This window comes from Nocardia rhizosphaerihabitans (assembly GCF_014646295.1).
Classification (GTDB): domain Bacteria; phylum Actinomycetota; class Actinomycetes; order Mycobacteriales; family Mycobacteriaceae; genus Nocardia; species Nocardia rhizosphaerihabitans.
Map to the genome: position 1 here is coordinate 392,391 of NZ_BMNE01000005.1, position 12,165 is coordinate 404,555.

Below are 12,165 nucleotides of genomic sequence, written 5' to 3' on the forward strand. Positions count from 1 at the left end.
CTACATGCATGGCGGGAAACGCGACCGGTCTCGTAGTCTTCCTCACGTGCAAGCCCAACCGCATCTGCCGCTTCCCGCCGAAATTCCCCTGGTCGACGAGCCCGGTGGAACCGAAGTAGACCTGAAGACGCAGATCGTGCGGTTCACGCTGACCGGCGGCCTCTCGGCGATCGTCGACTACGGCATCTACAGCCTGCTGCTGAACCTGGTCGGCCTGCCGGTGAGCCTGGCCAAGGCCATCAGCTTCGTCGCGGGAACGACCACCGCGTACCTGATCAACCGCCGCTGGACGTTCAAGGCCGAACCGAGCAGGGCGCGCTTCTTCGCCGTTGTCGCGCTCTACGCGGTGACCTTCGCCGTGCAGGTCGGCATCAACGCGGTGCTGTACTTCGCGCTGCCCGACGAGTGGTGGCGGCAGCCATTGGCGTTCGTCATCGCGCAGGGCACCGCAACCGTCATCAACTTCGTCGTGCAGCGGCTGGTGATCTTCAAGATCAAGTAGTCAGCTGGCCTTCGCCGCCGCGGGTGCAGGCTGCTTGCCGGCCTTGACGCCGAAGTAGTCGCCGCCCTTCGCCCTGACATTGTCGGTGCCCCACTCGCGGCGATCCCGCGCGACCGGCACCATCTGCGGGATGTGCTTGCGGCAGTGGATATAGGCTTCTTCCACGTCGACGACGACCCAGACCTGCGACGTCTTCCCGCGTTCAGGGTCGGGCAGATCGCTGACGGTCTCGCGTAGCTCACTGTCGGCAACCATGCGGGCTTTCCCGTTGATGTGCAGCCCGATCAAGTCGCGAACGAAGTCGATCATCAAGATCCCCACGTGCGGGTTCTCGAGGATGTTGCCGAGGCTGGCCATTACTCCGTTACCTCGATATTCGGGGTACGCAATCGTGCGTTCGTCGATGACGTGCAGGAATCCCGGGGTACCCGCGCGGAAGCTGGCGTCACATTCGCCGTGCGAGTCGGCGGTGGAGATGAACGCCATGTCCATCCGCGCGACGAATTCGACCATGGATGGGTTCAGGTAGTCGATCACCTGGTCGTCGTAGAAGCGTTCCGCCCTGTCCGCGGTGCCCAACGTGTCCTGAAGCTCGTGCTCTCCGTCGCTGCCGACGTGTTTTCCGGGCATCGGGGCCCCCTCTGCTAGCCGAACCGGGTGCTGCGGGTTTCGCGCTGAAACCCCCGCTTGTGACCGCAATCTCACCCAGTGTAGGGGACCGTCACAAGTCGTGGGGCGTGTCCATTGTTGCGAATGGCATGGAAGCCTGGTTTGCGCAACGGTTTCCGGGGTGGACTGATCAGGCCGGTCCTACCGTCACCGGTACGCCGTTGAACACCGCGGTGCCCGACACCGCGTCGACCACCGAATCATCGGTCAGCACATTGGCATTCACGCCCGCGTGCGCGAGGGCGACCGATTGGGTGGTGCTCGCGCCGTGTCCCCAGCCGTGCGGCAAACTCACCACGCCGGGCATGATCGTCGGCGTCTGTTCGACTTGAACCGTCAATGAACCCGCCGCCGAACTGATCTCGGCCAGCTCGCCGAGACCGAGCCTGCTCGCGTCGTCGGGATGGATCTGCAGCGTGCACCGGTTCGATCCGCCGACGAGTCCGGCGATGTTGTGCATCCAGCTGTTGTTGGAGCGCAGCTGCCTGCGCCCGATCAGCACCATCTCCGGCGCGCTCGTCGCGAGTCCGGCACGCAGCCTGGTGACGTCGGCGAGCAGCTCCGGCGGTGCGAGTTCCACCTTGCGCGACGCCGTGCGCAGCACGCCGGGCAGGCGCGGTTGCAGCGGACCGAGGTCGATCCCGTGCGGGTTGGCGAGCAGGGTGCGCAGGCTCAGCTCGCCGCCGTTCCACGCGCCGTACGGGCCGAGCTTGAGCATCAGGTCGATGCGCTGCTCTGTGGTGTCGGTGCCTTCGAGCTCCTCGCGCCGCTCGCTCATCCCCGCCTTGTGCAGCATGCCCGAGATGACCAGCTCGTCGATCATCGCGATCGGGCTGTCCGCGCCGGTGCCCGCGTGCGGTTGCCCGCTGATGGCGGCGGCGAGCCGCGCGATCACCGCCGACTCCGACGGGCGGCCGTCGAGCGGAACAAGCGGCGGCGAGTACCGGGTGTAATTGCGCACCGCGAACTGCAGCAGCGCGAAGTCGTAGTGCGGCGACTGCACCGAGCGCGGCGGGGGCAGGATCACCGTCGCGTGCCTGGTCGTCTCGTTGACGTACCGGTCGACACTGACCATGAACTCCAGCCCGGCGAGTCCACGGTCGAGCCTGGCGCCGCTCGGCGCGGACAGCACCGGGTTGCCCGCGACCGTGACCAGCGCCTTGATCTGTCCCTGACCGGGGGTTTCGATCTCGTCGGCGAGGGTGGCGACGGGCAGTTCGCCCATCGCCTCCGGCAGTCCGCGCACCCTGCTGGTCCAGCGGCCCGGCCGGAACGGCCTGGTGCGCGGGATGCCGCCCGCCGCCGCGGTGGCGAACATGGCGCCGCCGGGGGCGTCGAGATTGCCGGTCAGTGCGTTGACCGCATCGACCAGCCACTGGGTCAAGGTGCCGAACTCGGCGGTGCAGGTGCCGATCCTGGCGTAGACGGCGGCCGTCGGCGCCGCGGCGAGGTCGCGGGCGATGGCGCGGATGGTGTCGGCGGGGATGCCGGTGCGCTCGACGACCGCTTCCGGGCTGAATTCCGCGGCGGCGGCGCGCAGGTCGTCGATGCCGTCGGCCTCGATCCGCACGTCGGTCAGTTCCTCGGCGAAGAGGGTGTGGACGACGGCGAACAGCAGGTAGGCGTCGGCGCCCGGCCGGATGAACAGGTGCTCGTCGGCCAGCGCCGCGGTCCTGGTCGCCCTCGGGTCGACGACGACCAGCTTGCCGCCGCGGGCGCGCAGCGCCTTCAACCGGCCGGGGAAGTCCGGCGCCGTACACAGCGAGCCGTTGGATTCGAGCGGGTTGGCGCCGAGCATCAGCAGGAAATCGGTGCGGTCGAGATCGGGCACCGGCACGGTCAGCGGGTCGCCGAACATGAGCCCGGCCGCGACCTGCTTCGGCATCTGGTCGGCGGTGCTCGCTGTGTAGATGTGCCGGGTGCTCAGCGCGCGGATCAGGGCGGGCAGATACAGCGCGCCCGCGACGGTGTGGGCGTTGGGATTGCCCAGGTAGACCGCGGTCGAGCCGCTGCCGTGCGCCGTGACGATCTCGGTGAACCTGGTCGCGATCAGGTCGAACGCCTCGTCCCAGCTCGCGGCGCGAAAGCCCTCGCCCTCGCGGATCAGCGGGGTGGTGACCAGATCGGGGTCATCGTCGAGCTTGCCGAAGCTCGCGCCCTTCGGGCACAGGAAGCCCTTGCTGAACGGATCGTCGCGATCGCCGCGCACCGAGACCACTTTGTCGGCGTCGTCGAGCGTGATCGCGAGACCACAGACGGCCTCACACAGGGGACAGGTGCGCAGCAGCGTTCGCGGAGCCATGCCCCATCCTTACGCCGACCGGCGCACCTGGGTTCGAAAACGCCGAAACCCGCGAAGACGATCGGATTGCCCATCTTCGTGTTTCTCGAAACACGTTTTCCCCCAACACTATTAGGGGCATGCGAGAAGGTCGGATCGTCCTATGATCGCCTGCGAGGGGGTATGGGGGTCACTGGAAGGGAACAATGCGTACTTTCAAGCTTGCCACCGGGGCCACTGCCCTCGTCGCCGCCGCGATCACCCTGTTCGCGGGCACCGCGTCCGCCGCGCGGACCGCCGACGCGGTGGGCGGTGCCGACACCATCACCGTCTCCATCAACAACACCGACGACACCTGCTGGTCCGGGACGGTGATGGTGGACGAGATGTTGCAGAGCGCCATCCTCTCCAAGGAGAAGCCGTCCGCGGTGCTCGCGAACATCGAGGCGGGCAACCACCGGGTGCGGGTCCACCTCTACGTCGGTGAGGGCGAGACCTGCAGCGTCAACAGCCCGGCCATCGAACTGCTGGACAAGACCGTCGCGGTCGGCGACACGGCAGGCAACCCGATCCAGGATCTCCTCGATGCGGGCAGTGCGGCCCTCGGCCTGAAGTAGGCAGCACCGGGAAAAGCTCGGGCCGGTCGACCGGCCCGAGCTTCGTCGTCTACGCAGGTGCGGTCGCGGACAGCGACGATCCCCTCCGGGAACGCCGAAAACCCGCTGATCGCGACGTCGGGGAGGCGTCGCGATCAGCGGGTTCGGTGAGTTCTTGTCCTCAGCAGGCCACGGTCAGCGTGGCGCGCTTGCGGGTCGCGGCGGCGCGCACGGCGGCACCGAGGGCGACGACCGGCGGGACCCAGCGGGCCTCGCCCGGTGCGACGCCCCACGAGGCGGAGCCCGCGGCAAGCTGGGTCGGGGGCAGCGGGATGCTGGCACCGTCGGTGTGCACGATGACGCCGGCCTCGCGCATGGCCTCGATCGCCATGGCGGCCTTGCGGACACCGGTGACCAGGTGGATCTCGCGACGCTCCTGGCCCGGGATCTCGATCACGGGGCCGGACAGGTTGTTGGCGCGCAGGAAGCGACGGACCTCGCCCGCCATCTCACCGGTGATCTCGATCGCCGAGACCTCGTCGTCGGTGATCAAGCACAGGCCATTGGCCGTTTCGGCAACCGTCCAACCCCGCGCGGCGTACTCCTGCGCGGCGGCACCCTTCTCGGCGGCCGAGGTTGTGGTCGGAAACGTCGTGCGCACTGTGTTCTCCATTCCCCGAAGAGCTCTGTTCCTGCGTTCATGGGTCGTATCGGACCGGGGTGGCCGTCTTGTTACGCCGTTCCCGAAAAATATTCGCGACTGTCTGGTTCGTCTCACTTCGCGGACCTTCGCTATCGGAGGATGTGGCCCGGCAGGGTTGGCTTAGGGGCCGAAACCGGGCAGGATTCGGCACATGACCGAAGCGCCGGGCGCCACCCCGTCTCCGGAGGGGGAACCCGAGGAGTTCGAAGCCGAATCACGGTGGCTCTCTTGGAAAGAGACCGACATCAAGCGCGCGGCGCGGCGGGCGGAGCCGGTCGGCGATGAGAATGCGGACGATTCGGACATGCCGCGCGACGAGGGTTTCGAAGATCCGTTCCGCAGCACCGGATCGGCCAAGCAGTGGGCCGCCGAAGTGCTGCGCTCGCTGCTCGATGTCCAGTTCCGCAGGCCGGCGACCAGAACGTTGCTCCCGCTGGCCTACATCCTCGGCGTCGTCTCCTTCGGCATCGGCATTCCGGTCGTGCTCACGGTGCTGGCGTGGCGGGCATCGGCACTGCTCGGCATCCTCGCCGCGCTGGTCGCGATTCCGCTCGGGCTGACGATCGCGGCCGCGGTGCGCCTGATGCTCGAGTTCGCGAGCAACGCCGCCCGGCTGGCGGGCCGGGTCGAGCACATCAGCGATCTGGCCGACGGGTTGTTCCAGGCGCTCTCCGATGTCGCCGAGCCGGTGAACCAGCTCTCCGAAGACGTTCGTGCCGTGCAGTTCTGGCGCTTCAGGAAGAAAAAGTAGTTCCGTACTTGCCCCCTGAACCAGGTGTTGCGCGATGTCCGATTCATTGTGAAACAATCCGTACGCAGATCCGACGCGTATGTCGGCTGCGTAGGGCGGTCTCCGGAAGAGATGGGGGAGGCCGGATTTGGATAACAGGGGGGAAGTATGGCTTCACCACAGGGTGTCACCGGTTCGACGATGCCGCGCAGGCAGCTGGGCAGGCACTTACGTGACCTGCGCAATCAGGCGCGGATGACGACCAGGACCGCGGCGGCGCAACTCGAGTGGTCGGAAGCGAAGATCTGGCGGATCGAGACCGGCCAGACCTCGTTGCGCAGCCTCGATGTCGAGGCGATGTGCAAGGTGTACGGCGCGCCGGCGGAGCTCATCGAGCCGCTGGCCGCCTTGGCTCGCGAAACCAAGGCACGGGGATGGTGGACGAGCTACGGCGATGTGATCCCGGAGGGCTTCGAGGTCTACATCGGGCTGGAGGAGGCGGCCACCGGGCTCTCGATCTACGAGGACGGCCTGGTCCCGGCGCTGTTGCAGACCGAGGACTACACCAGGGCGCTGCTCGAGCAGACCGTCCCAGGGCTGACCGAGGCCGAGCTCGAGCGCAGGCTGCGGGTGCGCGAGGCGAGGCAGGCGCTGCTCACCCGCGCGGATTCGCCGCTGCGGCTGCAGGTGGTGCTGGCCGAGGCGGTGCTGACCCGGCGCATCGGTGACGATCGGGTGCTGGCCGCCCAGCGCGCGCAGTTGCGTGAGCTGGCCGAGTTCGACACGGTCCGGATCCAGGTGGTGCCCGGTGATACCGGCTATCACGCGGGCCTGGAATCGGGCCGGTTCGTGATCCTGGACTTCGGCGTCGACGGCTCGCTCGACCGGCCGGAACCGCCGGTGGTCTACGCCGAGACCTTCGCGGGCTCGGCCTATCTGGACAAGCCCGCCGACTACGAGCGCTACCGCGGCGCGTTCACCGACATCAGCGCGGCGGCGTCCGGCACGCTGTAGCTCCTACCAGGAGTTGGCGAGCACCGCACGGTGCGTGGGCAGGGCTCGGTCGTAGACCGCCCTGCCCTTTTCCGTCAGGTGGACGAAGATGGCACGGCGGTCCTCGACGCACATGGTGCGCTCGACCAGGCCGTCTTTCTCCAGCCTGGCCACGGCGCGCGAGAGCGCGCTCTGACTCAGGTAGATATCGCCGGCCAGTTCGGTCATCCGGTACTTCTGACAGGCCGCGTCGACCAGGCGATCGAGGGTCTCGAATTCGCTGAGTCCGATGCGGTGTTCGTGCTGAAGCGCCTTCTCCAGTGCGCAGCTCACGGCGGCGTGCCGATCGAGCAGTTCGCGCCACTGGCCGACCAGCTCGGGGGGCGCTTCGTTGCGCCGAGCTGATGCTGTGGCCGGGTTCGACATGGCCCCATCTTAGTGATCGGGGCATGTCCATGCAACCGCAATTTATGTGTTGGCATTTAATGCGTGCGCATGTAATGTCCTCCGCATGACTTCGCCAGCAACGCTCTCGGCCGCAGATCAGGCGACCGATCCGACCAGGTGGCCGCTTCGCCTCTGGGGCATGCTGATCACCCTGTGCATCGTTCTGTTCCTCGACGGTCTCGACGTCTCGATGATCGGTGTCGCGCTGCCGTCCATCGGCGCCGAACTCGATCTGTCCACCTCCACCCTGCAGTGGCTCGTCAGCGGCTATGTCCTCGGTTACGGCGGCCTGCTGCTGCTGGGCGGCCGCACCGCCGACCTGCTCGGGCGCCGCAAGGTCTTCCTCGTCGCGCTGGCCGTGTTCGCCGTCGCCTCGCTGGTCGGCGGCCTGGTCAGCGACCCGGCGCTGCTGATCGTCACCCGCTTCATCAAGGGCCTGGCCGCCGCGTTCACCGCGCCCACCGGCCTGTCGATCATCACCACGACCTTCGCCGAAGGAAAGGCGCGCAACAAGGCGCTGTCCATCTACACCGTCTTCGGTGCCGGTGGTTACTCCATGGGCCTGCTGTTCGGTGGCCTGATGACCGGCGTCGGCTGGCGCTGGACCTTCCTGCTGCCGGTCCCGATCGCCCTGGCCGCCCTGGTCGCCGCCTACGTGCTGGTGCCCAAGGACGGGAAGGCAGAAGAAGGCGGTCACGATCTGCTCGGCGCGCTGCTGTCCACCGCGGGCATGCTGCTGCTGGTCTACACCGTGGTCACCGCGCCGGAGGTCGGCTGGACCTCGCTCCGCACGGTCGGTTCGTTCCTCGCCGTCATCGCCCTGTTCGCCGCGTTCGTTGTCACCGAGCAGCGGGTGAAGCACCCGCTGGTTCGCCTGGGCATCCTGCGCAAGGTGTCGCTGGTGCGGGCCAGCCTGGCCATCATCGCGGTCGCCGGTTCCTACTTCAGCTGGCAGTTCATCGTCACCCTGTACATGCAGGACACGCTGGGATGGTCGGCGCTGAAGCTGGCGATGGCGCTGCTGCCGGTGGGCATCCTGGTCGTCGGGTCGGCGTTCTTCTCCGAGAAGCTGATCGACCGCTTCGGCACCGGACCGGTCATCGCCGTCACCATGTCCGTCATGGCCGTCGGCTACCTGCTGTTCCTGCGGGTCGACACCGCGCCGGACTATCTGACCGTGCTGCTGCCCGCCATCTTGCTGATCGGCATCGGCTGGGTCGGCTTCCCGGCGATCAACGTGCAGGCCACCAGCGGTATCGATGACGACGAGCAGGGTCTGGCGGCCGGCGTGCTGCAGACCTCCATGCAGGTCGGCGCGGCCATCGTGCTCGCGGTGACCACCGCGATCGTCACCTCCGGCGGACACGGCGCCGGTGCGACGCCGCAGCAGATGCTCGACACCTACCGGCCGGGCCTCGAGTTCGCCGCCGGCGTCACCATCGTCGGCGCGCTGGTCGCCCTGACGGTCTTCCTGCCGCGGTTGACCCGGTCGCGGGTCGCCGAGGTGCCGGTCGCCGAGGAGAAGGTCCTCGAACCGGTCGCCTGATCGGACAACGCCGGACGGCACCACCTTTCGCGGGTGGTGCCGTCCGGCGTTTCACGTGGATCAGGAAAAAGGCGGGGCGAGTTCGTCTTTGGCGGAGCGGATATAGGTGAGTCTGCTGCCGTCGCGACCCTCGGTCGGCCACTCGATCCCGAGGCGGGGATCGAAAGCGTCCATGTCGCGGTCGAATTCGGGGGAGTATTCCAGCGAGCACAGGTAGGTGACCGTCGAGCCGTCCTCCAGCGAGAGGATGGCGTGGCCGAGACCCTCGGACAGGAACACCGAGCGGCGGTGCACGTCGTCGAGCAGCACACTGTCCCAGCGCCCGTAGGTGGGCGAGCCGGGCCGAAGATCGACGACGACGTCGAGGAACGCGCCGCGCACGCAGGTCACGTACTTGGCCTGGCCGGGCGGGTCCTCGGTGTAGTGGATGCCGCGCAGCACACCGGCGGCCGAGACCGAGGTGTTCACCTGGTGCAGCTCGAACGGCCGCCCGGTGGCCTTCTCGAACTCCGAGGCCTTGAACGATTCGCAGAACATGCCGCGGTCGTCGCCGAGCAGGCGCGGGGTCACCTCCCACGCGCCGGGGATGGCCAGTTCACGGATCTGCATGCTTACCAGTCTTTCCCGCGGTCGATCAGATCCAGCAGATAGCGGCCGTAGCCGGAGCGCACCATCGGTTCGGCCAGCTCGCACAGCTGGTCGTCGGTGATCAGCCCGCGTCGCCACGCCACCTCTTCGGGCACGCCGATCTTGAGGCCCTGGCGTTCCTCGATGGTGCGCACGTAGTTGGCGGCGTCGAGCAGCGAGTCGAAGGTGCCGGTGTCGAGCCAGGCGGTGCCGCGGGCGAGCACGTCGACGCTCAGCTTGCCCTGTTCGAGGTAGGCGCGGTTGATGTCGGTGATCTCGTACTCGCCGCGCGCCGACGGGCGCAGTTCGCGGGCGATGTCGACCACGTCGTTGTCGTAGAAGTAGAGGCCGGGGATGGCGTAGTTCGAGCGCGGCACCTTCGGCTTCTCCTCGATGGAGACCGCGCGGCCCTGCTCGAACTCCACCACGCCGTAGGCGGTCGGGTCGCTGACCCAGTAGGCGAACACCGCGCCGCCGTCGATGTCGTGGAACCGCGCAAGGCTGGAGCCGAGGCCGGGCCCGTGGAAGATGTTGTCGCCGAGGACCAGAGCGGCGGGCTCGGCGCCGATATGGTCGGCACCCAGCACGAACGCGCGCGCGAGACCGTCGGGCTCGGGCTGCACCACGTAGCTGATCGAGACGCCGAACTGGCTGCCGTCACCGAGCAGCCGGGCGAACGCGTCGGCATCCTCCGGCGTGGTGATCACGAGAATGTCGTCGATCCCTGCCAACATGAGGGTGGACAACGGGTAGTAGACCATGGGCTTGTCGTAGACCGGGACGAGCTGCTTGCTCACCCCGCGCGTGATGGGGTGCAGCCGCGAACCGGTGCCGCCCGCCAGAATGATTCCGCGCATGGGGGAAGTCTGCCAGCTCCCGCTCGCGCGGAGTCGGGGAGGTTCCGACACGTCGACGAAATGGTCACGAACGTTTCGTGACCGGGCGTGTCGGGCGATTAACGGGACAGACATCGCGTTCATCTGATTATGTGAGCATCGATGTGTGAAACATCACCGTGTTAGATGTCAGCGTCGACATCCGTTCCGGGGGTTGCCCTGGTCCGCGGTCGACGCGCCAGCTGTGAGGTAGGTGCGCGATGGCAACACCCAAGATCGCCGGAATCGGTGTGTTCAGCGGGGTCGCGCCCGCCACCACAGCCAAGAGTACGGGCAAGCCCCACCCCCAGGGCATTATCGTGAACTCCGGCCGGAGCAGCACCTCCTCGCGGGTCCTGATGGGCGCGTGCGTCGGTGTCATCGGACCGCTGCTGCGGACCGTCCCGATCAACCGGGCGACCATCCCGATCGGCGCCGCCGCCGTCGACCTGCTCTCCCGGCTGCGGCCGGAACCGCACGGCATCGAGCGCGAGCAGATCCAGATGGACGGCTTCAAGATGGAGATGGTGCGCCCCGCGGGCGGATCGCGTGCGCTGCGTCATGGCGCGGTGCTGTACATGCACGGCGGCGGATTCGCGGTCGGCGGCCTGCAGTCGCACCGCGCGATCGTCGCGGGCGTGGCCCGGCGGACCGGACTGCCCGTGCTGAATGTGGAGTACCGGCAGCTGCCGGGCCGCTCGATCACCTCGGCGATCGAGGACTGTGTGCTCGCCTACCGCTGGCTGCTGCGCCACGGCGCCGATCCGGCCAGGATCGTCTTCGCGGGCGACTCCGCGGGCGGCTACCTGACTTTCGCCACCGCGCTGCGCTCCCGCGAGATCGGGCTGCCGCTGCCTGCGGCGCTGGTCGGCCTGAGCCCGCTGCTCGACCTGGACTACCGGGCCAAGCAGGGATACGTCAACGTCAGCCGGGACGCGTACATCCCGCTGGCGGGTCTCGAGGCTGTCGTCCGGCTCGGCGCCGAGAGCGAGGGTCCGCTCGACCCGGCGCTGTCGCCGGTCAACGCCGACCTCGCCGGACTGCCCCCGGTCCTGCTCATCGCCGCGGAGGACGAACTGCTGCGCTACGACTGCGAACTCATGGCCCACCGGCTCAGCGCCGCGGGTGTCCCCAACACCCTCGAGCTGTGGCGCGGCCAGGTGCACGCGTTCATGAGCATCCTGCCGAGCATGCCGGAGAGCCGCTCGGTGCTCGGCCGGGTCGCCAAGTTCGTCCGGGTCGCCCTGGAACCCGCCCAGCGGGCCAGGACCGCGTAGAAGCTATCGAACTGGCTCGGACGTCCTGATCACGATCGGCCGGACGAGCCTCCTACCTGAAGAAGCCCCGCCCGGCACGTGCGCCGGACGGGGCTTTTCGCTGTATTCGGTCCCGGACTACTTGGCGGGAGCCTTGAACGGCGCGTTGATGGTGGTGAAGTACTGGATGGCCGCACCGATCGCGATCGGAGCGGTGATGAACAGCTGACCGGCGATCGCGCCGACCGGGCCCACCAGCAGCGCGCCGGCGATGCAGCCGACGGCGGCGGCGGGCAGGAAGGGGCCGAGCAGGCCGACGATGGTGCCCAGGGCGACCGTGCCGGCGAGGACGCCACCGAGGACGCAACCGACGGCGGCGCCGCCGAGGCCACCGACCAGCGCGCCGATGGAGGCGCCCATCGAGATGGTGCCGGTCAGGCGGCTCCAGGCCGCGACCTCACGGTCGTACTCGCTCTTCCACGGCGCCTTGTCCTCGAAGGGCAGCGCGACGGGCTTGTAGACGGCCTTGGCCGGGTCCAGTTGCGGGGTGAGGACGGCCTTGTTGCCCGAGATCTCGGCGGCGATCGGCAGCTCGAACTCGTCGAGGCGGAACGACAACGGGGTGGCGGCGATGGTGTCGCCGTTGGCGGCCTTGATCTTGAAGGCGCCATCTTCGGCGACCAGCGAACCACCGTCGGTGGTGATCACGGACGTGCCGTTCACTTCCTGGGCGGTGTAGTTGATCGGGGCGGCCTCGGCGGGCGCGGCGTTGACAGCACCGGCGGTGACGCCCATGGCGGCGATCAGCAGGGCCGAAGTCGCGGCGAACTTCTTGATGAGCATGAGCGGTGGAGTCCTCAATGTCGATGCGGTGCAGGGGATCAATGCATGAAGCCCCGCCCGGAATGCCGGGCGGGGCTCCTGGCTCGCGTATTCAGTT

At 68.0% G+C, this 12,165-nt stretch carries 13 protein-coding genes; 6 read left to right on the forward strand and 7 right to left on the reverse strand.

The genetic code is table 11. From position 1 onward, the window contains the following. Window positions 1–4: 4 nt before the first annotated feature. A complete protein-coding gene (locus tag IEY60_RS23410; RefSeq protein WP_308426120.1) occupies window positions 5–502 on the forward strand; it encodes a GtrA family protein in 498 nt (165 codons plus the stop codon). Here the strand turns inward: IEY60_RS23410 and IEY60_RS23415 are convergent, their stop codons facing one another. Both IEY60_RS23415 and IEY60_RS23420 read right to left on the reverse strand, forming a co-directional pair. Beyond that, on the reverse strand, window positions 503–1,132 hold the full coding sequence (locus IEY60_RS23415; RefSeq protein ID WP_189032538.1) for a pyridoxamine 5'-phosphate oxidase family protein: 630 nt from the start codon (window positions 1,130–1,132) through the stop codon (window positions 503–505). Window positions 1,133–1,301: 169 nt separating this feature from the next. Next, entirely contained in the window at window positions 1,302–3,473 is a 2,172-nt protein-coding gene (locus tag IEY60_RS23420) for a molybdopterin-dependent oxidoreductase (RefSeq protein ID WP_189032127.1), read from the reverse strand. Between the two features lie 185 nt (window positions 3,474–3,658). Between IEY60_RS23420 and IEY60_RS23425 the strand changes: the two genes are divergently transcribed. After that, the gene (locus tag IEY60_RS23425; RefSeq protein WP_189032129.1) at window positions 3,659–4,069 is read left to right on the forward strand and encodes a hypothetical protein; all 411 of its coding nucleotides are present in this window, start codon (window positions 3,659–3,661) and stop codon (window positions 4,067–4,069) included. 160 nt (window positions 4,070–4,229) lie between these two features. Here IEY60_RS23425 and IEY60_RS23430 read toward each other — a convergent pair whose 3' ends face one another. Next, on the reverse strand, window positions 4,230–4,721 hold the full coding sequence (locus tag IEY60_RS23430; protein ID WP_189032131.1) for a hypothetical protein: 492 nt from the start codon (window positions 4,719–4,721) through the stop codon (window positions 4,230–4,232). Window positions 4,722–4,902: 181 nt separating this feature from the next. On the opposite strand from IEY60_RS23430, the gene IEY60_RS23435 reads away from it, so the two are divergent. Both IEY60_RS23435 and IEY60_RS23440 read left to right on the forward strand, forming a co-directional pair. Beyond that, on the forward strand, window positions 4,903–5,502 hold the full coding sequence (locus IEY60_RS23435; RefSeq protein WP_189032132.1) for a DUF4282 domain-containing protein: 600 nt from the start codon (window positions 4,903–4,905) through the stop codon (window positions 5,500–5,502). A gap of 147 nt (window positions 5,503–5,649) precedes the next feature. Next, window positions 5,650–6,495 carry a helix-turn-helix domain-containing protein gene (locus IEY60_RS23440; RefSeq protein ID WP_189032134.1) on the forward strand — a complete coding sequence of 282 codons (846 nt, stop codon included), beginning with the start codon at window positions 5,650–5,652 and terminating at the stop codon, window positions 6,493–6,495. Between the two features lie 3 nt (window positions 6,496–6,498). Here the strand turns inward: IEY60_RS23440 and IEY60_RS23445 are convergent, their stop codons facing one another. After that, window positions 6,499–6,900 (reverse strand): MarR family winged helix-turn-helix transcriptional regulator, encoded by a 402-nt coding sequence (locus IEY60_RS23445; RefSeq protein WP_189032144.1) that lies wholly within the window; start codon window positions 6,898–6,900, stop codon window positions 6,499–6,501. An 85-nt stretch (window positions 6,901–6,985) separates the two neighbouring features. Between IEY60_RS23445 and IEY60_RS23450 the strand changes: the two genes are divergently transcribed. Continuing rightward, a complete protein-coding gene (locus IEY60_RS23450) occupies window positions 6,986–8,467 on the forward strand; it encodes an MFS transporter (RefSeq protein ID WP_229740058.1) in 1,482 nt (493 codons plus the stop codon). Window positions 8,468–8,527: 60 nt separating this feature from the next. On the opposite strand, the gene IEY60_RS23455 is transcribed toward IEY60_RS23450, so the two are convergent. Both IEY60_RS23455 and rfbA read right to left on the reverse strand, forming a co-directional pair. After that, window positions 8,528–9,076: a dTDP-4-dehydrorhamnose 3,5-epimerase family protein gene (locus IEY60_RS23455; protein WP_189032146.1), complete on the reverse strand. Its 549-nt coding sequence runs from the start codon at window positions 9,074–9,076 to the stop codon at window positions 8,528–8,530. 2 nt (window positions 9,077–9,078) lie between these two features. Continuing rightward, on the reverse strand, window positions 9,079–9,951 hold the full coding sequence (rfbA, locus tag IEY60_RS23460) for a glucose-1-phosphate thymidylyltransferase RfbA (protein WP_189032148.1): 873 nt from the start codon (window positions 9,949–9,951) through the stop codon (window positions 9,079–9,081). Between the two features lie 239 nt (window positions 9,952–10,190). Between rfbA and IEY60_RS23465 the strand changes: the two genes are divergently transcribed. Then, window positions 10,191–11,246: an alpha/beta hydrolase gene (locus tag IEY60_RS23465; RefSeq protein WP_229740059.1), complete on the forward strand. Its 1,056-nt coding sequence runs from the start codon at window positions 10,191–10,193 to the stop codon at window positions 11,244–11,246. Window positions 11,247–11,363: 117 nt separating this feature from the next. On the opposite strand, the gene IEY60_RS23470 is transcribed toward IEY60_RS23465, so the two are convergent. Next, a complete protein-coding gene (locus IEY60_RS23470; RefSeq protein ID WP_189032151.1) occupies window positions 11,364–12,068 on the reverse strand; it encodes a DUF8020 domain-containing protein in 705 nt (234 codons plus the stop codon). Window positions 12,069–12,165 lie beyond the last annotated feature (97 nt).